At 53.3% G+C, this 22,968-nt stretch carries 19 protein-coding genes; 9 read left to right on the top strand and 10 right to left on the bottom strand.

Features of this window, described 5'->3' with window-relative positions:
* Positions 1-314: 314 nt before the first annotated feature.
* The 8 genes from J3P34_RS20200 to J3P34_RS20165 all read right to left on the bottom strand — a co-directional run bounded on the left by J3P34_RS20200 (position 315) and on the right by J3P34_RS20165 (position 8,304).
* Entirely contained in the window at positions 315-1,082 is a 768-nt protein-coding gene (locus J3P34_RS20200; protein WP_210490445.1) for a hypothetical protein, read from the bottom strand.
* Positions 1,083-1,401: 319 nt separating this feature from the next.
* On the bottom strand, positions 1,402-2,496 hold the full coding sequence (locus J3P34_RS20195; protein ID WP_210490444.1) for an AMP-binding protein: 1,095 nt from the start codon (positions 2,494-2,496) through the stop codon (positions 1,402-1,404).
* 210 nt (positions 2,497-2,706) lie between these two features.
* Positions 2,707-3,531 carry a 1,4-dihydroxy-2-naphthoyl-CoA synthase gene (menB, locus tag J3P34_RS20190; protein ID WP_210490443.1) on the bottom strand — a complete coding sequence of 275 codons (825 nt, stop codon included), beginning with the start codon at positions 3,529-3,531 and terminating at the stop codon, positions 2,707-2,709.
* A gap of 109 nt (positions 3,532-3,640) precedes the next feature.
* Positions 3,641-4,114, bottom strand: a complete 474-nt coding sequence (locus tag J3P34_RS20185; RefSeq protein WP_345890385.1) for a DoxX family protein — start codon at positions 4,112-4,114, stop codon at positions 3,641-3,643.
* A 294-nt stretch (positions 4,115-4,408) separates the two neighbouring features.
* Complete coding sequence (locus tag J3P34_RS20180; protein ID WP_210464483.1) at positions 4,409-4,885, bottom strand: DoxX family protein; 477 nt, start codon at positions 4,883-4,885, stop codon at positions 4,409-4,411.
* Positions 4,886-4,950: 65 nt separating this feature from the next.
* Positions 4,951-6,663 (bottom strand): 2-succinyl-5-enolpyruvyl-6-hydroxy-3-cyclohexene-1-carboxylic-acid synthase, encoded by a 1,713-nt coding sequence (gene menD / locus J3P34_RS20175; RefSeq protein WP_210490442.1) that lies wholly within the window; start codon positions 6,661-6,663, stop codon positions 4,951-4,953.
* Positions 6,660-7,877: a chorismate-binding protein gene (locus J3P34_RS20170; RefSeq protein ID WP_210490441.1), complete on the bottom strand. Its 1,218-nt coding sequence runs from the start codon at positions 7,875-7,877 to the stop codon at positions 6,660-6,662. Before J3P34_RS20170 ends, menD begins: the two co-directional genes overlap by 4 nt.
* Positions 7,878-7,884: 7 nt before the next feature.
* Complete coding sequence (locus tag J3P34_RS20165; RefSeq protein WP_210490439.1) at positions 7,885-8,304, bottom strand: hotdog fold thioesterase; 420 nt, start codon at positions 8,302-8,304, stop codon at positions 7,885-7,887.
* A gap of 52 nt (positions 8,305-8,356) precedes the next feature.
* Here J3P34_RS20165 and J3P34_RS20160 point away from each other — a divergent pair, with 52 nt between their 5' ends.
* A complete protein-coding gene (locus J3P34_RS20160; protein ID WP_210490438.1) occupies positions 8,357-8,971 on the top strand; it encodes a histidine phosphatase family protein in 615 nt (204 codons plus the stop codon).
* 137 nt (positions 8,972-9,108) lie between these two features.
* Positions 9,109-10,845: a pyruvate dehydrogenase complex dihydrolipoamide acetyltransferase gene (locus tag J3P34_RS20155; protein WP_210490437.1), complete on the top strand. Its 1,737-nt coding sequence runs from the start codon at positions 9,109-9,111 to the stop codon at positions 10,843-10,845.
* 496 nt (positions 10,846-11,341) lie between these two features.
* Here the strand turns inward: J3P34_RS20155 and nagB are convergent, their stop codons facing one another.
* Positions 11,342-13,282, bottom strand: a complete 1,941-nt coding sequence (gene nagB, locus J3P34_RS20150; RefSeq protein ID WP_345890388.1) for a glucosamine-6-phosphate deaminase — start codon at positions 13,280-13,282, stop codon at positions 11,342-11,344.
* 326 nt (positions 13,283-13,608) lie between these two features.
* Between nagB and hslV the strand changes: the two genes are divergently transcribed.
* From hslV to J3P34_RS20125, 5 genes are all read left to right on the top strand, one after another.
* Positions 13,609-14,148, top strand: coding sequence for an ATP-dependent protease subunit HslV (gene hslV, locus J3P34_RS20145; RefSeq protein WP_207431224.1), 540 nt, complete (start codon positions 13,609-13,611; stop codon positions 14,146-14,148).
* A 109-nt stretch (positions 14,149-14,257) separates the two neighbouring features.
* The gene (locus J3P34_RS20140; RefSeq protein ID WP_210464477.1) at positions 14,258-15,229 is read left to right on the top strand and encodes a deoxyhypusine synthase family protein; all 972 of its coding nucleotides are present in this window, start codon (positions 14,258-14,260) and stop codon (positions 15,227-15,229) included.
* 139 nt (positions 15,230-15,368) lie between these two features.
* Positions 15,369-16,073 (top strand): VOC family protein, encoded by a 705-nt coding sequence (locus J3P34_RS20135; protein WP_210490436.1) that lies wholly within the window; start codon positions 15,369-15,371, stop codon positions 16,071-16,073.
* 105 nt (positions 16,074-16,178) lie between these two features.
* A complete protein-coding gene (locus J3P34_RS20130; RefSeq protein ID WP_210464475.1) occupies positions 16,179-16,775 on the top strand; it encodes a DUF4136 domain-containing protein in 597 nt (198 codons plus the stop codon).
* A gap of 198 nt (positions 16,776-16,973) precedes the next feature.
* Entirely contained in the window at positions 16,974-18,407 is a 1,434-nt protein-coding gene (locus J3P34_RS20125; protein ID WP_210490435.1) for a pyridoxal phosphate-dependent decarboxylase family protein, read from the top strand.
* A gap of 54 nt (positions 18,408-18,461) precedes the next feature.
* Here the strand turns inward: J3P34_RS20125 and J3P34_RS20120 are convergent, their stop codons facing one another.
* On the bottom strand, positions 18,462-19,037 hold the full coding sequence (locus J3P34_RS20120; RefSeq protein ID WP_210464473.1) for a 2'-5' RNA ligase family protein: 576 nt from the start codon (positions 19,035-19,037) through the stop codon (positions 18,462-18,464).
* A 398-nt stretch (positions 19,038-19,435) separates the two neighbouring features.
* Here J3P34_RS20120 and J3P34_RS20115 point away from each other — a divergent pair, with 398 nt between their 5' ends.
* Together J3P34_RS20115 and J3P34_RS20110 are read left to right on the top strand one after the other, a co-directional pair.
* A complete protein-coding gene (locus J3P34_RS20115) occupies positions 19,436-21,364 on the top strand; it encodes an ABC-F family ATP-binding cassette domain-containing protein (RefSeq protein ID WP_210490434.1) in 1,929 nt (642 codons plus the stop codon).
* A gap of 223 nt (positions 21,365-21,587) precedes the next feature.
* Positions 21,588-22,916, top strand: coding sequence for a type IX secretion system plug protein (locus J3P34_RS20110; protein ID WP_210490433.1), 1,329 nt, complete (start codon positions 21,588-21,590; stop codon positions 22,914-22,916).
* The last annotated feature ends 52 nt before the right edge of the window (positions 22,917-22,968 follow it).

The raw sequence follows: 22,968 nt of genomic DNA, 5'->3' as shown, positions 1-22,968 counted from the left end.
CCACCGTTTTAAGCCTCTTTTCCCAAAAACCTGCCCTAAACGGACTAACGACTTCTCTCCGGGTTAAATCCTACCTATTTCTACACTTACTTATTCATTTTCACCAAAAGGTATTGCCTTTCCAAACCTGCTTTATTAAAGCATAGATTGAGGGATTGTCCTTCTAATAATCAAGGATGCGCTCCAAGAGAAAACCACTATAAAAAGCTGTTTCCAGTCCAATTATCCTCACCAGCCTCCAGCCCCAGGGGCAAAACAAAGAATCCTGCTGGGACCTTTAGGGCTTCGGCTGTATTCTTTGTTGCATTCAAAGATTATCGCTGTTTATTCTTTTTCTCCCCTTTGGCGGCCTTCCAGGAAGCCATCTTCATTTTTTTAGATGTCTGGGCGTTCATAGAGCCTTCTGGGGTAGTAGGGAAACTGTACACCAGGTTGGGCTCGGCACTGGAGACAAAATCCTGCTGGTTGAACAAAGTGAGGATCTCCAGAATACTAGCAGAGGAGTTTTTATCGGCGCTGAGCACGTGAACCTCGTCAGAGAAAGAGAAGACAATGCTGGTTCTGGTTTGGGCAATCAGCTGTTCTAACTGCGCCATCTTACCGGGTTCAATGGACACCATGAACTCATTAGACAAACCGATAAAGGGTTCCTCGGGATCTGCCGAGGTGCGGTTGAAGAACGGTGCCACATAGGTAACTGTGCCTTCCCGGAGCAATTTCAGGCCAAACCGCTCGGCATCGCCGCATTCTGCATTAGGCACTAAACGCACTACCGTTAAGATACCAGAGTCCAACGCAATCTCTCCTTCTATGCTATGGAACTGCGGATATCTGCTCAACACCTGCCGCCGAGCCTCCAAAGACAGTCCATCAGCGAACCTAACCAGAATTTTATCAGCGTTGGCTGTGCCGAAGTTAACGGTACCGGAGAGTTTATTGAAATAGGAAAAGTTGATACATCCAGCGGTACGGACCTCGTAAACCGAAGTCGCCTGTAAGGTTGGTTCCACCTCTTCTTTTTCGCAGGAAAACAAGAAGGAAGAAGCCAGGCAAAGACACGTCAGAGATAAAAAATGTTTCATAACAGAAGAAGTACTAAAGTGTGCTGCTCCTATTACGATTTCTCAGAAAAAAGGAAAGCTATTTATAACTAATTTAACTCAACCAACCTATATACATCTAGTTCACAGTCATTTAAAATTTTACTATTTAAAAAAATAGCATTAATCTTATGGCAACTCTCTCTTAAACAGGGTATTTGACCGTTAGGATATTTAGTCTAATCAGACCGATTATTGGCAGACCCAACCCAGCTAGCTGATTAGCAAACTCCTCAACCACTGCCTTTCACATCACTACCTGGTTGTTTATAGCTTTATTCTGAAAAACAGGCCAAAAAGGCTAGATCAAAGCCATGCCTCCGCGCCGGTCTATCTTGCCGGTGGCAGTCTCAGGCAGGCGGGGCAGATAACCAAAGTGCTTGGGGATTTCATACTTAGACAGGGCTTCGGTGAGTTTGCCTTTGAGGTTGGTTTCAACCTCATCGGTGAGGGGGCTTCCCTCCAGTACGGCGATGAGGCGTTCACCCAGGGTTTCATCTGGCAAGGCCGCGGCAAAATAGCGGCGCGAGATACCCAAACCAGCCAAGGCATCTCCTAAGGCTGCCTCCACTTTCTCCAGCTGCACTTTCACCCCTCCCGAGTTGATGGTATTATCGGCGCGGCCTAGCCACCGGAAAGAGTTGTTCACTAATAGTTCCACCAGGTCATTGGTGACGAGGGTTTCACCGCCCGTTACCTCCGCCGAGATGGTGAGGCAGCCCCGTTCATCCTGGCCCAGCGTCACCTCCGACGGGGCTGTATAGTAATCGGTTTTCTCCGGTCCATTCAGGCGGCGGACGGCAATATGGGAAATGGTCTCGGTCATGCCATAGCTTTGGTACACCGGCACCTCCAGGGGCTGAACTGCTTCTTCCAGGGTTTTACTGATGGCGGCGCCCCCCAGCAGAATGGCTTTCATTTTGTTTAGTTTCTCTATCTTTCCCGGTGTGCCTTCCAGAATGGTCTGTAACTGAAGCGGTACCATGGCAATGAAATCAAACTCGGCCTCCGGGTCTACGCTGGCTAATGGATTCCCGATGGGCTCGATAATGGTCATGTGCAGGTTACCCACCAAACCGCGCACCAGCATCATCATACCGGCAATGTACTCGGTATTCATGCACACCAGCACCCGGTCTTCTGGCTCCAGATTGAAGATGCGCAGGGTACGCCGGGCACTCGCCTCCATCCTATCGCGGGTGAGTTCAATGAACTTCGGGGTACCGGTACTCCCTGAGGTCTGTACGGGATATTCCTGTACGCCCTGCAGCCACTGCTTACAGAACTCCAGCGTCTTGGCCTCATACCCGTCAATGGGAATGCTCTCCCGGAAAGAGTAATGCTGGATCTCGTCTAAAAAGAATTTTTTGCCATTCAGGAGCAGGTGGTCGGGCATGGTATTGGGTAGCACATAGTGCGTATCAGGTATCACGATAAACAAAGTAAGAAACAATCTTCTTACCGATGCCTTCTCTTACTAGAGAGGGGACTAAAAAAGTTTCGGAGCAGCCCTGAAGTTATTTCAGAACTGCTCCGCATATTATCTGGTATCCGTCCAGGCACCACTACTTAAGTCTTGGTACCTGATACGTGCTTATTGCTACCATCAAGGGAACTTAGGGTACTTAGAGAAGTCTGGTTTGCGCTTCTCCAGGAATGCGTTCTTGCCTTCTTTGGCTTCGTCTGAGAGGTAATAAAGCAAGGTGGCGTCTCCGGCCAACTGCTGCACCCCAGCCTGTCCGTCCAGCTCGGCGTTGAAAGAAGCTTTGAGCATGCGCAGGGCCAGCGGGCTTTTCTCCAGGATTTTGCCGCACCACTCCACGGTGGTTTCTTCCAGTTGCTCCAACGGCACTACTTTGTTCACTAAGCCCATGTCCAAAGCCTCCTGGGCGTTGTACTGGTCACAGAGGAACCAGATCTCGCGGGCCTTTTTCTGTCCCACAATGCGGGCCAGGTAAGATGCCCCGAAACCTCCGTCAAAGGAACCTACTTTAGGGCCAGTCTGGCCAAAACGGGCATTATCTGCAGCTATTGAAAGGTCGCACACCACGTGTAGTACGTGACCACCGCCAATGGCCCAACCCGCCACCATGGCAATCACCGGTTTAGGGATGCGGCGGATCTGCATCTGCAGGTCCAGCACGTTCAGGCGCGGCACAGTGTCCTCACCGATGTAGCCGCCATGGCCGCGCACGCTCTGGTCACCGCCCGAGCAGAAAGCCTTGCCGCCTTCGCCGGTGAAGATGATCACCCCAATTTCTGGGTTGTCGCGGCAGATGTTCATGGCATCAATCATCTCAGCCACGGTGCGGGGCGTGAAAGCGTTGTGCACGTGCGGCCGGTTAATGCTGATTTTGGCGATGCCGTTATAGAATTGAAAAAGTATCTCTTGGTATTCTTTAAGCGTAGTCCAGTTGAATTTACTTTGCATGAACCTCTGGTTTGGGTGGAACAATGTGGGCGTAAAGGTACTGTGCCCTTGCAGGAAATTGCAAAGGTTTACGCAGATTTGCGCTCCACCCTAATACATTACCCCACCATCAAAGGTTGTTTTGCATCCGTTTCTTCTCTTGCAGCCTCCTCTCGTTCACTTCAAACCTATGGTCTACAGAATAGTAGCCAGAACCACCCACAAAGTAAAAGATGAGGGCAATAAGGGTAATGAGTGAGATCCCGAACTGAGCGTTAACCGAGAAGAATCCCTGGTCTGGGTTAAAGAAGAAAACCGCCCCAATCAGGATAGGAATCTGGAACGCGATGGCCACCCTGGTAATCAACCCAATGGCTATCAAGAGGCCACCTACCAGGTGCGCGAACGCCACATAATGCGCCAGCCCCAGGGCTACCCAGTGAAATTGGCTGTTCTCAATGATCTGCGCCAACGCGTCAGTGTCTGCAATAAACGTGAGGCCTTTGTAGAAGATGAAAAGGCCCAGGATGATCCTTCCGTAGTCATAGGCCACGGGCCGGTGCTCGTTTTGCCACCGGTCTACTTGTTGTACCCAATTCATCATTTTTGTATCGCCGTTAAATCAGCGCCTCCAAGTATATTATACGTTGAATATTAATATATTATAATAACCAACTTAACTTTTCCCTGAGTTCTGATTTATTCCGCGTTTGGGGTCAGCGGCAACATTCCTCAGGATTTCAGAGGGAGCAACGATCATAGCCCTCTACCAGCACCTTCCGGCTAAACCGGTGATCCTGGCAGAAGGCATGAGTGGGATATCTTAGAAGTATGTGTTTCAATGCAGGTCACCTCTACCACCAGAGGTAGAGTAGCTAAGGTGGAGGTGACCGGCTGCCTATCTAGAAGACTTTCTGTATCTGTAGGCTCTGCTGTGGTCAAAAGAATAGTAACCCGCACCACCTACTAAATAAAAGAGCAAGAAAAGCAGCGTGTAAATAGTTACCGCAAACGGAGAGTATAAGGAAAAAAAGTCATGCTTAGGCGTAAAAAACAACAATGCACTAAACACAATAGGAATCTGTAACAACAATGCCAACCTGGTTTGCCACCCCACTGTAATCATGGCCCCGCCCACAATATGGATTATTACCACAGTGTAGGCCAGGAAAGTGGCCATTTCATACAGCTTACTATCCAGGAGGATTTGCTCCAGGGCAGTGATGTTAAACAGAAAAGAGATGCCTTTGAATACCAGAAAACAGCCCAAAGCTATTCTTCCGTAATCATACAGGACCACATGATGCTTGTGGTGCCATTTCTCTACGTTCTTTGTAAACTCCACAATAATACCGCCATTATACAGCGTCTCCAATGGTAGTTACGACTAATTTTTGGCTTAGTCAACAAAGAAAGCGTTAAATTTCAAGCTCCTGAGGCTCAAAGCCCTATGCTGGAATTCACCTGTTTTCTGTAGTCTTCAAAAACTGCAAAATTCTCTAGGCTGCTGGTTTCCACCTCCAATAATTGTGGTCCTGCGGAAAGGCTGAAGAAATTGGACAGCGCCGCTTTCAGGGAGGCTAAATCCGTCACCCGCGTATAGGTTAACCCCATGTCTTCGGCGGTTTTCTGGGCCGTCTGCCGTTGGTCAGTTTCAAAGAAAGGCCGTAACTCCGGCTGGCTCCGTGGTCCCTCAATCATCCTGAAGATACCGCCCCCGTGGTTGTTCAGCACCACAATTCTGAGGTTCTGGGGAGGGTAATTGTGCCATAGGGCATTACGGTCATACAGGAAAGCCATGTCGCCGGAGAGCAGGGCCACCAGTTTATCAGTGCTCAGCGCCGATCCTACGGCGGTGCTGGTACTGCCGTCAATCCCACTGGTGCCGCGGTTGGCAAACACCTCCACTCCTTCCAATCCGGCTACCCCAATGAGGTTGGCGTACCGCACGCTCATGCTGTTGGCCAGGTGCAGCAGGCTGTACTGGGGCAGGTTCCTGAGCACCTGGTGGCATACCTGGAATTCCGAAAAAGGGCTGTTTTCCTGAAAACGCTCCAAAACCGCTTTACCCTGCATTTCCAGTTCGTACCAAGCGTTGGTAAAGGCTGGTGAAACCTGTAAACCTGCTCCGTTTTGGCCTACCTGCGCAAAGAAATCCTGGGGGGTAGTCCTGATGACGCGGGTGAGGGACTGAAAGGTATCTGCGACCATGCCGGCCGGTTGCACGTGCCAGTGCTTCAGGTGCTGCTGCTTGCGCAGGAACAGCTTCAGGTTTTTAGAAATCAGAGATTTATGGAAAGTAATCAATAAATCTGCTTGAAGTGCCTCAGCGGTGTGCAGGTGCTTGGCGCCAAGGAAAACATCGTGGTAATTGATGGTCTCCCCGGCTACCTGTTGGTTACTGATGGAATCGGTGATGAAGACGGCCCCGGTGGCTCGGCAGAACCGCACAATCTCGTCGTGCAAAGCATCATCTCTCCTACCCTGACCGGCCACAACCAGCACTTTTCGGTACTGTTTTAGCTCTGTTTTCAGCTGTTCCCAGGCCTGGGCGGGCAACCCGTACCCCGAGGGCAGTTCCTCAATGATCTTCACGTCGGCGGAATAGGCAAACTCCTCGTCCGGCTCGGGGTAAAAGGGCTCCCGTAGGGGGACATTCACGTGCACCGGACCTTCTGGAAAGGCTACTGCTTCATTCAAGGCTTCATTGAGCAAACGGGCAGCATACCACTGGGAATCAGCGTGCTTTGTATCAACCGGAAAATCAAAGCTTCGCTTCACATGACCACCGTAGATGTGCGCCTGCCGGATGGTCTGGCCGTCCAGTTGATCGATCCATTCGGGGGGGCGGTCAGCGGTGAGAACTAGCAGCGGGATGTTCTGGTAAAAGGCCTCGGCCACGGCGGGCGCATAGTTGTAGGCCGCGGTACCCGAGGTGCAGACCAGTACCACCGGCTTGCCCGTCCGCTGCGCGATGCCCAGGCCAATGAAGGCGGCGCTCCGCTCGTCAGGCACGGTGCGCACCCGTAGCTGCGGATGGCGGGCAAAGGCCAGCGTCAAAGGTGCGCACCGGGAACCCGGTGACAGCACTATATCCTCCACTCCTTTGCGGGCGCAGATTTCGGCAATATCTATAACGGATTGTAAAATCATGATTCAGACGCTTGAAAAAGACGGAGCACGGTTTGCATCTTGAGCTCGGTTTCCAGCCACTCTTTGGCCGGCACAGAATCGGCGGTCATGCCGGCACCGGCGTAGGCCGTGACGGTGTCCTGCCCCAACTCAACGCACCGCAGGTTCACGAACAGGTTCGTCTCCTGACCCAGCTGCACCGGGCCCATAAAGCCGCTGTAGTAACGGCGGTCATGTAGTTCCAGTTGATTTATCATCTGCAGGGCCGCCGCCTTGGGCATACCTCCTACCGCTGAGGTAGGGTGCAGCAGTTCCAGCATCTGGGTACCTAGTTTAGGAAAGCCCACCTCGTCCATGGCCGCACTGAAATCCGTGCGCAGGTGCAAGAGGTTCCCGGCGATGATGGTGCGGGGTCCCATTTCCACGTACTCGCGCAGGCGCAGATGCCTGAAACAACTCACCACGTACCGCTGCACCAGGGCTTGCTCCTCAATCTCCTTCTGGCGCCAGATGGCATCAGCGGGCGTGAGCCCATCGGTAATGGGTTGCGTGCCGGCCAGGGCCACCGTGCGGAATACTCTATGCCGGTCAATCTGCACCAAGAGCTCGGGCGTAGCGCCCAGCCAAGTTCCCAAACCAGGGATAGCTACTAAGGATACAAAGGCCGTTGGGTAGAGTCTGGTTAGTTGGGTGAAGGCGGTGAGCAGACCGAAGCCATTGAAGAGCGGCAGCGTTTTGGTGCGCGACAAGACCACTTTCTCCAGGCATCCGGCCTGCATGGCTTTCACCGCCGTGGTCACCGTCTGTTCAAAGGCATCTCGGGCAATGGACTTCTCAGCCCCTTCTGGGTGGCTGGGCCACGGCAAGTCTTCCTTCTGCTTTCGGTCTGCTTTCTTTAAATAGGCATAGAAACAGGTGGGCAGCTCGGTCTCACCTTTTTCCGGGGCAGCATCGGCTTTGCCGGAGAAATAAAGGTCAGCGGGCAGAAAGGTGTTGGGCGTGGTGGCCGAGGCCTGAAAGGGGCAGAAGGCGAAGCCTCGCTGCGGACCTTCCAGGGGCGGCAGGTTCTGTTGCACCTGGGCGGCCACCAGCACCTGCACTTCTTTGGTGTTGGGCAATCGCCAGAGCGCTACCGGCAGGTTACTGGCCAGCGCCGCCCTGAAAATCCTGAAAGCAGTTTCCTCAGAGGAAGAAGCGAAAGAAATTGGGGGAACAGAAGGTTGGGTTAGGGGCATGAACAATTTATCTATCCAGAACGGCCATGGTGATGCGGCTGATGCAGACCAGATCACCGGCCTCGGAGGTAATACGTATTTCCCAGACTTGGGTCTTACGGCCAATGTGCAGGGCGGCGGCTTTGCCGTACACGTAGCCGCTGCGCACGCTCTTGATGTGGTTGGCGTTGATCTCCAGCCCAACGCAGTACTGTTTTTCCAGGTCCAGGAACATGGTGGCCCCCACACTGCCCAAGGTCTCAGCCAGGGCCACCGAGGCGCCGCCGTGCAGCAATCCCAGCGGCTGGTGTGTGCGGTGGTCTACGGGCATGCGCCCGACAAGGTAATCATCGCCAATCTCTGTGTATTCCATGCCCAGGTGCTCGCCCAAGGTGTTTTTATTCCAGGCATTTAGCTGTTCCAGGGTCACATCGGGGCGTCTTTTCATCCGTAGTTCTCGTAATTATGGCCTATCTTAGGGCCTGCAAATTAGCGTAAAATTGAGCCTCAAAAAAATCTTCCTCGTCCGCCACGGCCAAACTGACCTCAACCTGCAGGGGATTGTGCAGGGCAGCGGTGTGGACAGTCCCCTCAACGAAACCGGCTTCTGGCAAGCTGAAAGGTTCTTCCAGGCGTACCAGGGCGTGGCCTTTGACAAGGTATACACCTCCGTGCTGCAGCGCAGCGTGCAGTCTGTGCAGGGCTTCATTGACTTGGGCATCCCGCATGTGCGGCACAGCGGCCTAAACGAGATCTGCTGGGGCACCCGTGAGGGCTCCCGCATCACCCCCGAGGAAGACGCCTACTACTATGACATGCTTCGGCGCTGGCAGGAGGGCGAGACGCACGTGCCCATTGAAGGCGGCGAAAGCCCGCAGGACGTGGCCGACCGCCAAAGACCCGTTATTGACCTTATCCTTTCCCGCCCTGAGGAGAAGACCATCCTCATCTGCATGCATGGCCGCGCCATGCGGGTATTGCTGGCCCAGTTGCTGCGTTACCCCTTGTGCCAGATGGATAGGTTTGTGCACCAGAACCTTTGCCTTTACGAGCTCAATTTCACGGGCTCTATGTTCTGGGTTGAGCGCTTTGCCGATGTCTCACATTTAACCTAGAAAAAAGAACAACATTCCCGTTTTTGGGCCTATTTATTATAAACAAGCCAAAAACCGGCATAGATTCTCTTAAAAGCATATTTGTATTACAGCATTTTTGCCTCTATTTTTGAGGCCTTAAAACCGAGCAAAAAACTATGGCCGAAATCATCCGAATGCCCAAGATGAGTGACACTATGACCGATGGGGTCATTGCCTCATGGTTAAAGAAAGTTGGTGACTCTGTGAAATCTGGGGACGTTCTAGCCGAAGTGGAAACCGATAAGGCAACCATGGAATTGGAGTCTTATGAAGATGGGACGTTACTGTACATCGGCCCGAAAAATGGTGAATCTGTTCCTGTTGATGGCGTGTTGGCCATCATAGGCAAACAAGGTGAAGATATCTCTGGCCTCATGGCCGAAGTGAACGGTGGCGCCCCTGCCCCCAAACAAGAAGAAGCCCCTAAAGCCGAAGCCCCCAAAGCGGAGCCTGCTCCTGCTCCTGCTCCTGCTCCTGCTGCTCAGACAGCCCCTGCCGCTAAGGTGAATGCTGAAGTGGTACGCATGCCTAAGATGAGCGACACCATGCAGGAAGGCACCATTGTTGCCTGGCACAAGAAAGTGGGCGACAAAGTGAAATCAGGTGACCTGCTGGCCGAGGTAGAGACCGACAAAGCCACCATGGAGCTGGAGTCTTATGAAGACGGTACCCTCCTATATGTTGGCGTTGAGGCTGGTGCCTCCGTACAGGTAGACGGCGTGCTGGCTATCATTGGTGAAGCCGGTGCCGATTACCAGGCCCTGCTCAACGGCGGTGCTACATCGGGCGGTAAAGCAGAAGACAAAGGTCCGGATGTAATGACTGGCTCCATTGAGGAAGTTACGCGTGCCGAGAACCATAAATCAGACGCGCAGTCCCTGTCCGGTGACGGCGTAAACCAGACCGTTGGTGCTCCGGTACCAGGTCCGGGTGTAGAAGCGGGTGCCGCTGGTTCCACTGCGAACCAGGGTCGCGTGCTGGCTTCTCCGCTGGCCAAGAAAGTTGCCCAGGAAAAAGGCATCAGCCTAGCCCAGGTGAAAGGTTCGGGCGAGAACGGCCGCATTGTATTGCGTGACGTGGAGAACTTCACACCTTCAGCCGCTCCTCAGGCCCAACCACAAGCCGCAGCTCCTGCACCTGCTCCGCAGATAGCCGCTCCGGTTCAAACCGGCGAAGCCTTCACCGAGGTTCCGGTATCGCAGATGCGCAAGGTGATTGCCCGCCGTCTGTCAGAAAGCTTGTTCACCGCGCCGCACTTCTACCTGACCATGGAGATAGACATGGACAAAGCCATGGAAGCCCGCGTGAGCATGAACGAGGTGGCCCCGGTGAAAGTCTCCTTCAACGACATGGTGATCAAAGCCGCTGCCGCTGCCCTGCGCAAGCACCCAGCTGTGAACTCCTCCTGGTTAGGCGACAAGATCCGTTATAACAACGTGGTGAATATTGGCGTGGCCGTTGCCGTGGAAGAAGGTCTGTTGGTACCAGTTGTCCGCAACGCCGATCAAAAATCTCTGTCCACCATCTCTGCCGAAGTGAAAGACCTGGGCGGAAAAGCCAAATCCAAGAAACTCCAGCCGGCTGACTGGGAAGGCAGTACCTTCACCATCTCCAACCTGGGTATGTTCGGGATTGAAGAATTCACTGCCATCATCAACCCACCAGATGCCTGTATCCTGGCCGTAGGCGGCATCAAGCAAACCCCGGTGGTGAAGAACGGGCAGATCCAGATCGGCAACGTAATGAAAGTAACCCTTTCCTGCGACCACCGTGTGGTAGACGGCGCCGTTGGTTCCGCCTTCCTCCAGACCCTGAAAGGTTTCCTGGAAGATCCGGTGAGAATGCTGGTGTGATTTAGTAATAAGTGATTAGTTGTTCGTGATTAGTACACGAACCTGATATAAGAAAGAGCCGAGGGAGAAATCCTTCGGCTCTTTTGTTTTAGGTGTATTTTTATAAAAACGGCCCCTAAACCGAGAATGGAGATCATCCATTAGTTGATATTGATGTAGGGGCAATCCCTTGTGGTTGCCCTTATTCATGTAGCAAGAGCAGGACAGCTCTTGAAGCGGCTTCGTCATCCCCCTACCCCCTTCAAAGGGGGACGGAATGCGTGGTTGTTTATGATTTTACAATTGTTGGTAAAATCGCCGTTGTTGGTGTTATCACCAACAACTCAGCTGCAATGGCATGCGTTAGGGCAACCACAAGGGATTGCCCCTACGTCCTATTTTAGGCTCATTTTCAAAAACGAGCCTTTGCACGCTCCTTTCCTGCCCTACCATTAAAAATAAGTAAGCCGCCCCAGGTACTTCCCGAGGCGGCTTTATATTGGCTTTTCAGAAATGATTAATAATGGTACCGCACGAAGGCCTCCATAGCTTCATAATCTGCGAGGCCGAGTTGGTCATAGCGGCGGGCGGTTTCGCGGTTGCGTTCCTGGGCGCGTACCCAGAACTCGCGCTCATCGTCGCCGGGGAAAACGGGGCGGTCTTTCTGGCTTTGGTGCTTGAAGATAGCGATGCGCTTACGCTCCACTTCCTGCGGCGACAAAGGCACAGCCATCTCAATCTCGTGGGTCTCAAACTCGTGCCAGGCGCCGCGGTACATCCACAGCCAGCAATCCTTCACCCAAGCCTCACCTTGCGCCTGCAGCCTTCTCAAGGCCTCCAGTATGATGTTGAAGCAGACAATGTGGGTACCATGCGGATCCTCGAAATCGCCGGCGGCGAACACCTGGTGCGGCTTCACCTTCTGCAGCAGTTCCATGGTGAGCTCAATGTCCTTATCGGTGACGGGGTTCTTCTTCGTTTTACCGCTCTCGTAGAAAGGCAGCGCCTGAAAATGGATATGGTCATCGGGTAGGCCGGCGTAACGGGCACCCGCAATAGCCTCGCTCTTCCGGATGAAGGCCTTCACGTTCTGGATTTCCGGGGTGTCTACCTGGTTGGGTTGCTTCTCCCCTATAAAGGTGCGCATCTGCTCGTACACCGAGGTCAATGTCTCCCCGTCATGCCCGATGCTGCGGCTAAAGTCAATCGCGAACTCCATGTAGCGCAGCACGTCATCATCCCACACCGCCGTATTGCCGGAGGTCTGGTAAGCCACATGCACATCATGGCCTTGGTCTACCAACCGGATAAAAGTACCGCCCATGGAGATCACGTCGTCATCTGGGTGCGGCGAGAAGATGAGCACCCGTTTCTGCGCCGGAGCGGCCCGCTCCGGTCTTCCAGAGTCATCGGCGTTCGGTTTGCCGCCAGGCCAGCCGGTGATGGTGTGCTGCAGTTGGTTGAAGACGTCTATGTTGATGTTGTAGACCGGTCCGCGGTTAACCCCCAGTTGGGCCATGCCGTGGGCGTTGTAGTCCTCCTCAGTCAGTTTCAGGATAGGCTTCTTCACATTCTCCGAGAGCCAGAGCACTGCTTTGCGGGTAAGGGCAGTGTCCCAGACGCAGTCTTTCACGAGCCACGGCGTCCCGAAGCGGGTTAAATCTTGGGCGGCGTCTTGGTCCAGGACAAACTCCACGTTGTCAGAGAGCTGCAGGTAAGTGGCAGGTACCTCGCCGGAGATCTCCCCTTCCACGGCTTTCCGCACGATAGAAGCTTTTTTGCCGTTCCAGGCCATGAGCACAATCTCGCGGGCCTTAAAGATGGTCCCTATTCCCATGGTGATGGCCTTGGTGGGCACGTTCTCCTTACCCCCGAAATCGCGGGAGGCATCGCGGCGGGTAAGGTCATCCAGGGTCACCAGGCGGGTACCGGAGTTGGGAGCGGAGCCTGGCTCATTGAACCCGATATGCCCCGTACGACCGATGCCCAGCACCTGCAGGTCCAAACCGCCCAGGGCCTCTATTTTGCGCTCGTACTCCAGGCAGAAAGCCGGAATCTGGTCCAGGGGCAAGGTTCCGTCCGGGATGTTCACGTTAGCCTTGTCAATATCAATGTGGTTGAACAGGTTCTCGTCCATGAAACGCACGTAGCTCTGCGGCGCGGTGGGTTTCATGGGGTAATACTCATCCAGATTGAAGGTGATTACGTCCCGGAAAGTAAGGCCTTCCTCGCGGTGCAGGCGGGCCAGCTCGGCGTACACGCCCACGGGTGTGGCGCCCGTAGCCAGGCCCAGCACGGTTTTCTCGCCTTTGGCCTGCTTCTCTCTAATCAAGGCGGCAATCCGCTGGGCAACTGCCCTGGAGGCCTCGTGTTGGTCATGATACACCGTTACCGGCACCTTCTCGTACCGGGTCTCCTCCAAAAGGTTAAGCCTGCTCATAGTAGTATTTTGTTTAATGGATGTTGCCAGGGTGGAGCCTACAAAGGTAGAAGGACCTACAAATTCACAAAATTTAAAAAGATGAAATTTGTTATTAAATTTTATCTACAAACCCCTTTTTTCTCAATCCCTTCTCTTGCAATGAAGTGTTTTTTCAGGATTGCCCGGTGTTTTTAAGCTGATTTTGGGAAAACAAGTCAAAATTGCCACAATGCTTTGCTACATCCCGAGAAGGAGCGGCGGCATTGGTGTGGTTAAGGGGTAAGTTCGGGTATTAGGAAACTTTGTCGTACTTTCGCGGCACTAAACCAGAGGCCAAGGCTTCTCATTAAGAAAGGAATAGCATGACGAAGATACGTTCAACCACCGTGCTGGGCATCTACCATAACGGGGAAGTGGCTTTGGGTGCCGATGGCCAGGCCACCATGGATAAATATATTGCCAAGAGCAACGTTCGCAAGATCCGCAAGCTGCAGGACGGCAAGATTGTGACGGGCTTTGCCGGCTCCACCGCCGATGCCTTCACCCTGCTGGAGCGCTTTGAGGAAAAACTGGCCGCCTATAGCAACAACATGAAGCGTGCGGCCATTGAACTGGCCAAGGACTGGCGCAAAGACCAGTACCTGCGCAAGCTGGAAGCCATGATGGTGGTGGCAAATAAAGAGGAACTGCTCATCATCTCAGGCACCGGCGACGTGCTGGAACCCGATTACCAGATCGCTGCCATCGGGTCTGGCAGCACCTACGCGCAGTCTGCGGCGCTGGCGCTGAAGAAGCACGCTCCGCACCTCACCGCCGAGGAAATGGTACGCGAGGCCCTCACCATCGCTGCCGATATCTGTATCTACACAAACCATAATTTCATCATAGAAAAACCGAACTAAGCAGGTAGTATCTGTGTTTGCACTTTGAACCTCAGAAAGCGAGAAATCTGAAAGCCACTAGAGGTTTAAATTGCTTTATTTCAAGCTTTTTAAAACATTTAACAACAGAATGAAGGTAACTCAGTTCCTGAAAGACCATTACAAGCACTTCAACGCTGCTGCGTTAATTGATGCCGCCGAAGGCTATAAAACGCACCTGAACAACGGCGGTAAAATGATGATTACCCTGGCCGGTGCCATGAGTACCGCCGAACTGGGAATCATTTTAGCCGAAATGATCCGTCAGGACAAAGTGCAGGCCATTACCTGTACCGGCGCCAACCTGGAAGAAGACATCTTCAACCTGGTAGCCCACGATTTCTACGAGCGCATCCCTAACTACCGCGACCTGACCCCTCAGGACGAGCAAGACCTGCTGGACCGTCACCTGAACCGCGTAACCGATACCTGTATTCCGGAAGAAGAGGCCATGCGCCGTCTGGAGCACACCGTATTGAAATACTGGCAGAAAGCCGATCAGGCCGGCGAAGCCTACTTCCCGCATCAGTTCTTCTACCAGATCCTGTTATCTGGTGATTTGGAGCAGTATTACCAAATTGACCCTAAAAACAGCTGGATGCTGGAAGCGGCCAAGAAGAACCTGCCTATCTTCGTACCGGGCTGGGAAGATTCTACCCTGGGTAACATCTACACCGGCCACGTAATCTCTGGTGATATCAAGAATGTGCACACCATGAGAACCGGTATCCAGTACATGATGGAACTGGCCGAGTGGTACACCCAAACCGCTACTGAGGAGTCCACCATCGGGTTTTTCCAGATTGGCGGCGGTATTGCCGGTGACTTCCCTATCTGCGTGGTGCCTATGCTGCACCAGGACTTACAGCGCACCGGGGTTCCGTTGTGGGGTTACTTCGCGCAGATCTCTGACTCTACCACCTCTTACGGTTCTTACTCCGGCGCAGTGCCAAATGAGAAGATCACTTGGGGTAAACTGGGCATTGACACCCCTAAATTCGTGATTGAATCTGATGCTACCATCGTGGCGCCGCTGGTGTTCGCGATTGTGCTGGACATGTAATTACCATATTTGTAAAAACCTGAAAAGGCGGAAGTTTCTTCCGCCTTTTTTTATGCCTTAAAGTTGTGAATATTTCAATATTATTTGATAACTTGTATATAAGACACCATTTACTGGAGCCTAAAAGCAACTGGTAATCATGATGATACAACGCCTTCACCTTTCTGCCAGGAACCTACCGAAACAGCGGTATTTTTATACCCAGACGCTGGGGCTTGCCTTGCTGGATGCTTCACAAACCTCTTTCACCTTCCAGGCAGGAGCCTCGCGGATAACATTTGAGCAGGCCGGTAAAACTGAAACGCCGCACTATCACTTTGCCTTCAACATCCCAGAGAACCAACTCACTGAAGCCAAAGCCTGGCTTCAATCCCGCACCAGTCTGTTGGCCAAAGACGGCGCCGACGAATTTTTGTTCGCCCCGGCCTGGAACGCCGAAGGAATCTACTTCCAGGATCTGGATGGAAACGTGCTGGAGTTTATCTGCCGGCATAATCTGGCTACTGCCACTGCTGCGCCTTTCGGGGTTGAAAGTATTATCTGTGTGAGTGAGGTAGGCTTGGTGGCACCTGAGGTCGCCCCAGTAGTAGGGCTTTTAGCCCAAACAGCGGGCATGGAGGTTTGGCAGGAAGCCGGACCGGACTTTAAGGCGTTGGGGACAGAAACAGGCTTGTTCATCCTGGTGAAAGAAGGCAGATCCTGGTTCCCCACCCAACTGCCTGCCAAGGCTTCTGACCTGCAGGTGATCTTCAGGCATAGGAGTAGAAACTTTTTGTTAAAGGGTACAGAAGGTACTGTACAGATAAAGGAATTAATTCAGGAAAAGGAGGAAATACTGGCCTGATTTGTGGTTAGCCTGTTTTTTTCATTTTCCATTAAAATTTTAAAACCTTCCCGGATTGCAAAGTCGTAAGTAACGGAGATACAGAATTTTAAACACGAAAGAAAAATGAGAAAGCACTACCTTCTGTCAACAATCCTTCTGGTGATTTTAATGGCTGGCCTGAGTGGCTGCCTGGGTTTCGGACACCGCAAATTTGGTTCAGATTACAGTTACGCGGGTGCTTTCCATAAGTACCGGACCTTCAATTTCATCACCCACGCCTCTGAAGAAGACAGCACCACCCTCAAGAATTACGAGGTGCTGAAGAAATACATCAGGGAGCGGCTGGAAATCCAGGGCTACGAGTACAGTGACAAGAAACCGGATCTGCTGGTGAGTTACTACATCTACTACAATGACCTGAACATGAAAGGGTACGAGCAGGAAGAGTTTGACATCTGGCTAGTGAACAACGAGGAGCCCAACAATACTGAGCATGAGGCCTACCGTCCTATTAAAATGTACATGAGCCAGGGCACCCTGCTGGTCACCCTCCTGGACCATAAAAAGCAGAATGCCGTCTGGCAGGGTTACACCTCAGGTGTACTCTCAGACCCTACCACTGAAAACACCGCCTACCTCAACCGGGCCGTGAGAACCATCTTTGACCAGTACCGCGTCTTCCGGAAAGGCTATCTCAGAGAAAATTCCTCGGCTAACTAAGGTTAAGCCAGGCTTCACATATTCCATTTTGTTTTGAGTGGGTTTTGCGTCTGATTCAGAAAAATCGGCCGCAAAACCCACTTTTATTTTATAGCTTGGTTCCCGAAAAACAGCCCGAAAAGGAAAAGGAAACACCTAGGCTTCTTCCCTCCTTTAGCCAGGCGCGTTGCTATTCCTGATAAAACGACTTTTGCTTTAATGATTTCTCCCAAATATCCCCTGGAACCCACTGAACCAGAACGTTTAGCGGTTCAGCAGGCCGTGGAAACTTACGTCCAGAATTTCCTTCACCAACTTCCTTCCCTACCTGCCTTTGTAGACACGCCTGAGAAAGGCGCTGGCCTCCTGGAAAGCCCGCTGGCAGAAACCCCCATTCAGATAGAAGAGGCCTTGGGCCTGCTGCAGCGCGAGGTTGACGTGCCGGGCATTAACTCGGCCTCCGGCGGACACCTGGGCTACATTCCGGGCGGTGGGTTGTATTACTCCGGGTTGGGAGATTACCTGGCGGCCGTCACGAACAAATATGCGGGCATCTTCTTCTCGGCCCCCGGCGCGGTGCGGATGGAGAACATGCTGCTTCGCTGGATGGCCAGCCTTATTGATTTCCCGGCAGACGCGGCCGGTAACTTGACTTCTGGAGGAAGCATTGCCAGCCTCATTGCCTTGGCCACGGCCCGTGACGCGCAGAAAATCACTAGCCGCATTATCCCCGATGCCGTAGTCTACACCACCGCCCACGCGCACCATTGCCTGGACAAAGCCCTCCGGATTGCCGGTCTGGGGGAATGCCCGGTGCGGCACATCCCCATGGATGCCCAGTACCGCATGCAACCCCAAGCCCTGGAGCAAGCTATCTCAGAGGACAAAGCCGCCGGATTGAAGCCCTGGCTCCTCATCGCCTCGGCGGGCACTACCGATGTGGGCGCAGTTGATCCCTTGCCGGAATTAGCCCAGATAACCAAGAAACATGGCTTGTGGTACCATGTGGATGCAGCCTACGGCGGATTCTTTGCGCTGGCTCCTTCGGGTAAACCAAGGCTGAAGGGAATTGAAGCAGCTGACTCAGTGGTGATGGACCCGCACAAGGGTTTGTTTATTCCCTACGGTTTGGGCGCGGTGCTCATCAAAAACCGGAAGCAGACCGCCGAGACACACCATTACTTGGCCAATTACATGCAGGATGCTCTTTCTGCCACTGAGGAAGCCTCCCCTGCGGATCTGTCACCGGAACTGAGCAAGCATTTCAGGGGGCTTCGGCTGTGGCTCCCCTTGAAACTGCACGGAGTGGCCGCTTTCCGCGAAGCGCTGGAGGAAAAGCTTAACCTGGCGGAGTACGCTTATATGGAATTACAGCAGACACCCGGGTTTGAAGCACCGGTGGCACCGGAGTTATCGGTGGTGATTTTCCGCTACGTTCCTGAGGTCGCCACTGACGTGAATGAGTTCAACCAGAAGCTGATCAAAGCGGTGCAGCAGGACGGACGCGTGTTCCTATCCTCTACCCTGCTGGAGGGGAATTTCATGCTGCGGCTGGCCATCCTGTCGTTTAGAACGCACCAGAACACCATTGATTTGGCCTTGGAGATTCTTCGGAAGAAAGCTGAGGAGTTGGCAGGGGAGCTAAAAAGCTAAGAAAGCTTCGCAAACATGGGAATGCGCTAACGGCTGAGTCTTTATTAAAGGTGTTTATTTGGAGGTCGAGAGTTTGATGACATCTTTCGCCTCTACCTCCACCAATGGAAAGACGCCGTTTTTGAGGAACAGGTCACCGTTTTTAGTCAGCAGGGTGAGGTTGTCCAGCTCTACCTTCCACTGGTAGTTTTTGCGGTTCAGGTACACCATGGCCTGGGCTACCAGTTCCGGCGTGGTGTCCCCCAGGGCCAGTGACAGGTGCGGCATCCAGACATCTGGGTGGTAATAGGGGTTTATCTCATTGCTCAGGAGGCAGACCGCCTTGTAGAGCTGGTTGTGGAAATGGTTCACGTTGGCTGTTCTCAAAACCGGGATGTACAGCACGGGCTTCTCTCCGGGGAAAATGCCTAGGCCGGTGGTGTTGATCCGGAAGCGGCAGCAGATCCCGGCCGCGTGCCCCAGCGTTTTCTGCAGGTTATGCAGGCTGCCGTCGTTCACCGTGAGCCAGGTGATGTGCGGGTACGGGGTTTTCTGTACTTCCTTCAGCCCAAATTCACGCTCTAAGCCGTAAATCAGTTGGTTCATCCGGTCTGAGTGTTCGGCATCGAGCAAAGAAACTATAGCTACCATATCTTAAGATTAGCGTTTTGGGGCTGATTTTCCAAAATAACGGCAGAAACGGTGAAACGTTGATAAAGAAGGTGAAATGTTCTTCAGGGATAGGTTCAGAACGCTAGAAATCTGGCACCTTGAAATATGTTTTCATTTTAGGCGTGTCCTTTTGTGCGTTTAGAGCCATTTACAAATTGAATCTGTTTTCTGCCCTTTCCTGAGAAAACAGCCACTAAACAGGTTCATTCGTTCTCCTCGCCCTTTCTCCTCAGCTATTTCCCACCGGACCTCGGCACGTTTTCGGCTGGTTTTGTGTTAAGAACAAGCCAACATAAGCCTTAAAGCACCCCTGGAGGAAAAGGCGGACGCCGATTATTTTCAAAGTGCTACCTTTGCCCTCCGATACTATTTGACCCATGATTTCCATTAATAACCTCAACTTCCATTTCGGGAGCCGCACGCTGTACGAAGACGCCAACCTGCACATCAAACCCAAAGACAAGATTGGGCTGGTAGGCCTGAACGGGACCGGCAAATCCACGCTGCTGCGCCTGCTGGTGGGTGAATACAAACCCGACGGCGGCAGCATCCAGATGAGCCGCGACACCACGCTGGGTTTCCTGAACCAGGATCTGCTGTCTTATGACACCCACGAGAGCATCCTGAACGTGGCCCTGCAGGCGTTTGAGGAAGCCATTAACCTGCAGCGCCAAATTGACGAGGTGCTGCATGAGATGGAAACAGATTACCAGGACGAGCACATTGACAAACTGGCCCGCCTGCAGGAGCACTTTGAGGCCCTGGACGGCTATAACATACAGGTGAAAGCCGAGGAGATCCTGGAGGGTCTGGGCTTCACCACGCAGGAACTGCAGCAGCCCCTGAAGACTTTCTCCGGCGGATGGCGCATGCGCGTGATGCTGGCCAAGATCCTCTTGCAGAAACCCTCCCTCCTGCTTCTGGATGAGCCTACCAACCACCTGGACTTACCTTCCATCAAATGGATTGAAAATTACTTGGCAGCCTATGAAGGTGCGCTGGTGATTGTTTCCCACGACCGTGAGTTCCTGGACCGGACCACCAACGTTACCGTGGAAGTCTCCGGCGGTAAACTGAACGTGTACGCCGGCAATTACAGCTTTTATTTAGAGGAAAAAGAACTGCGCAACGAGATTCAGAAAGGCGCTTACGAGAACCAGCAGCAGCAGATAAAGCAGGCCGAGCAGTTTATCGCCCGTTTTAAGGCAAAGGCCACCAAAGCCAAACAGGCCCAGAGCCGCATGAAGGCGCTGGACAAAATGGAGCGCATTGAAGACGTGGCCGCCGATGCCCCGGTGGTGAACTTCAAGTTCCAGTTCACCGTGCAGCCCGGCCGCAACCTCCTGCGCCTGGAGAACGTGAGCAAAAGCTACGGCGAGAAACTCATCTTCAAAAACACCCACGTGAACATTGAGCGTGGCGATAAAATCGCTTTGATCGGTGCGAACGGAAAAGGGAAGTCCACACTCATGCGCATCATTGCCGGCGATGAACCCATCAAAGGCGACCGTCAGTTGGGCCACAACGTGATCATGGCCTTCTACGCCCAGCACCAGTTGGAGAGCCTGAACGTGGAAAATGAGATCCTTCAGGAAATGGTACAGGCCGGCAGCCGCCGCACCGAGATGGAGTTGCGCGGCGTACTGGGCTCCTTCCTGTTCACCGGCGATACCGTTTTCAAGAAAATAAAAGTCCTCTCGGGTGGCGAAAAAAGCCGCGTGGCACTGGCCAAAACCCTGATCTCCGAGGCCAACTTCCTCTTGCTGGATGAGCCCACGAACCACTTGGACATGCAGAGCGTGAACATCCTTATCCAGGCGCTGGAACAGTACGAGGGTACCTTCGTGGTCATCTCCCACGACCGGTACTTTGTAGAGAACGTGGCCAACAAGATCTGGTACATTGAAGACCATGAGCTAAAGGAATACCCCGGCACGTATCATGAATATGAGTACTGGATGGAGCAGCGCGAGAAAACCGGTAAACGCCAGACTACTCAGCCAGCCGCCGCTGCCAAAGCCCAGCCCAAACCGAAGCCCACCGCCAGCCAGCAGCAGGAACTGGAGCAGGAGCTGAAGAAGATCAACCAGAAACTAAAGCAGATTGAAGGCTTGGTGAATGATCTGGAAGGCAAGCTCAAGAACTGCGAAAGCAAACTGGCCCTGCCCAGCACCTACTCAGACCCCAACGCCCTGCACGAGGCCACCCAGCAGTTCAACAAGGTCAAAGCCCAATTGGACAAAGAACAAACCACCTGGGAACAACTCATGGAACAGGTAGACGAGCTGGAAAACCAGCTTAAATAAAGATTCACTGAAACCCCACCGTCTTGCAAGGCCGGTGGGGTTTTCTTTTTCAGGCCTGTTTTTAGAAAATCAGGATAAAAACAGAATTTTGGGCAAGGGCACGCCAGGGGCCATCGTTTAGAAGCGAAGTTTAACTTAACTTGAGAACCCGAAAACCCCGGCCTCCCGTTTATCGGTATTTCCCTTAAACGCGGATTACATTGCCCTATTTGAAACTCCTCACATGATAAAGAACCTAAACTGGAAACACAGCCTTCTAGCCTTTGCGATGGTAGCCTCCACCCTCACCGGCTGCGTGCCGGTAGAAACCACAGGCACTGGTGGGGCGGCCACCTCGAGCACCGGATCCGTCAGATTTGAAGATGCCGTCTACGCCCAGGATGTCCGGTCGGTGCAGTTTTACTCCAGAAGCCTCAACGTAGGCGATGTGCTAGCCCCGCCGGTGGTACCCATTGACCAGTCCAGCCCGCTGGTGCTGGAGTTTGACCGCATGACCGCGCCCCGGGGCCGTGCCGTGGTGAAATTCTACCACTGCAACGCCGATTGGAAGCCCTCGCAACTCCAGCCGCTCCAGTATGTGCAGGATTACAACGAGTTCTACATCATGGAAGTGGAGCCTTCGGCGGGAACCAAGGTGCCATACTGGCATTACCGGTTCCAGCTGCCGCGCGTGAAAATAAGCGGGAATTACCTCATGGAAGTCACCGAAGAAGGCGGAAACCTGCTGCTGAGCCGGCGCTTCGTCATTTTTGAGGAGTTGGTGAACGTAGGGCTGAAACCGGTGGCCACCCCGGGCGCCGGCGACCGCTACGTGCGCCAGCAGTTGGACTTCAACATCTTCTATGCCCAATACCCGCTGGTGAACCCGGCCCAGGAGATCAAAGTGGTCATGCGCCAGAACCACCGCTGGGACAATGCCAAGTACTTCACCCGCCCCACCTTCATCCAGGAATCGCAGCGCCGGCTGGAGTACCAGTTGTTTGAGCCCGAACAGGCGTTTCTGGGCTTGAATGAGTTCCGGGCCATAGACACGCGCAGCGAGCGGTTCAGCGGATTTGGGGTGGAGCGCCGCGATGTCTCTGCTAACCCGGACCGGGTGTACGCCATCACCGGCCGAAGCCGCGCCCGTGAAGCCTATAGCACCCAGCCAGACGCCAACGGTAAGTTCCTCTTCGGGAGCCGCGAATACGGCAACGCCCCCCTTAACGCCGATTACCAGCAGGTAACCTTCTCGCTTCAGGCCGCAGAGCCCGCCCCTGGCCCCGTGTACATCTTCGGGGGTCTATCTGACTGGCAACTGCAGGAGCCTTTCCGGATGACTTACGATGCCGAGAAACAGGCCTACACCGGTACCGTCCTGCTCAAGCAAGGGTACTACAACTACTATTTCGCGATGAAAGGCGCCAACGGCCAGCCAGATCCCCGCCACTTCGAAGGCAGCCACTTCGCCACCGAGAACGTCTACGATGTGCTGGTCTACTACCGCCCACCCGGCTCCCGCGCCGACCAGATCATCGGGTACTCCACCATCCAGTTCAACCCGCAGAAATAAAACAGAAGCGCCTCTCTTAGATTAAGAGAGGCGCTTCTGTTTTAAGGCCGTT

The organism is Rufibacter aurantiacus (assembly GCF_017916345.1).
GTDB lineage: Bacteria > Bacteroidota > Bacteroidia > Cytophagales > Hymenobacteraceae > Nibribacter > Nibribacter roseolus.
Note: the sequence above shows the minus strand (reverse complement) of the source record. Positions and strands in the feature narration are given on the sequence as shown.

Bases quoted from the DNA above. Each gene is read 5' to 3' on its own strand.
- menD (WP_210490442.1), bottom strand. From the start codon at position 6,663: ATGATTTTACAATCCGTTATAGATATTGCCGAAATCTGCGCCCGCAAA.
- J3P34_RS20155 (WP_210490437.1), top strand. From the start codon at position 9,109: ATGGCCGAAATCATCCGAATGCCCAAGATGAGTGACACTATGACCGAT.
- J3P34_RS20170 (WP_210490441.1), bottom strand. From the start codon at position 7,877: ATGCCCCTAACCCAACCTTCTGTTCCCCCAATTTCTTTCGCTTCTTCC.
- J3P34_RS20120 (WP_210464473.1), bottom strand. From the start codon at position 19,037: ATGGTAGCTATAGTTTCTTTGCTCGATGCCGAACACTCAGACCGGATG.
- J3P34_RS20130 (WP_210464475.1), top strand. From the start codon at position 16,179: ATGAGAAAGCACTACCTTCTGTCAACAATCCTTCTGGTGATTTTAATG.
- J3P34_RS20110 (WP_210490433.1), top strand. From the start codon at position 21,588: ATGATAAAGAACCTAAACTGGAAACACAGCCTTCTAGCCTTTGCGATG.
- J3P34_RS20115 (WP_210490434.1), top strand. From the start codon at position 19,436: ATGATTTCCATTAATAACCTCAACTTCCATTTCGGGAGCCGCACGCTG.
- J3P34_RS20140 (WP_210464477.1), top strand. From the start codon at position 14,258: ATGAAGGTAACTCAGTTCCTGAAAGACCATTACAAGCACTTCAACGCT.
- menB (WP_210490443.1), bottom strand. From the start codon at position 3,531: ATGCAAAGTAAATTCAACTGGACTACGCTTAAAGAATACCAAGAGATA.
- hslV (WP_207431224.1), top strand. From the start codon at position 13,609: ATGACGAAGATACGTTCAACCACCGTGCTGGGCATCTACCATAACGGG.
- J3P34_RS20135 (WP_210490436.1), top strand. From the start codon at position 15,369: ATGATGATACAACGCCTTCACCTTTCTGCCAGGAACCTACCGAAACAG.
- J3P34_RS20165 (WP_210490439.1), bottom strand. From the start codon at position 8,304: ATGAAAAGACGCCCCGATGTGACCCTGGAACAGCTAAATGCCTGGAAT.
- J3P34_RS20125 (WP_210490435.1), top strand. From the start codon at position 16,974: ATGATTTCTCCCAAATATCCCCTGGAACCCACTGAACCAGAACGTTTA.
- J3P34_RS20200 (WP_210490445.1), bottom strand. From the start codon at position 1,082: ATGAAACATTTTTTATCTCTGACGTGTCTTTGCCTGGCTTCTTCCTTC.
- J3P34_RS20185 (WP_345890385.1), bottom strand. From the start codon at position 4,114: ATGATGAATTGGGTACAACAAGTAGACCGGTGGCAAAACGAGCACCGG.
- J3P34_RS20195 (WP_210490444.1), bottom strand. From the start codon at position 2,496: ATGCCCGACCACCTGCTCCTGAATGGCAAAAAATTCTTTTTAGACGAG.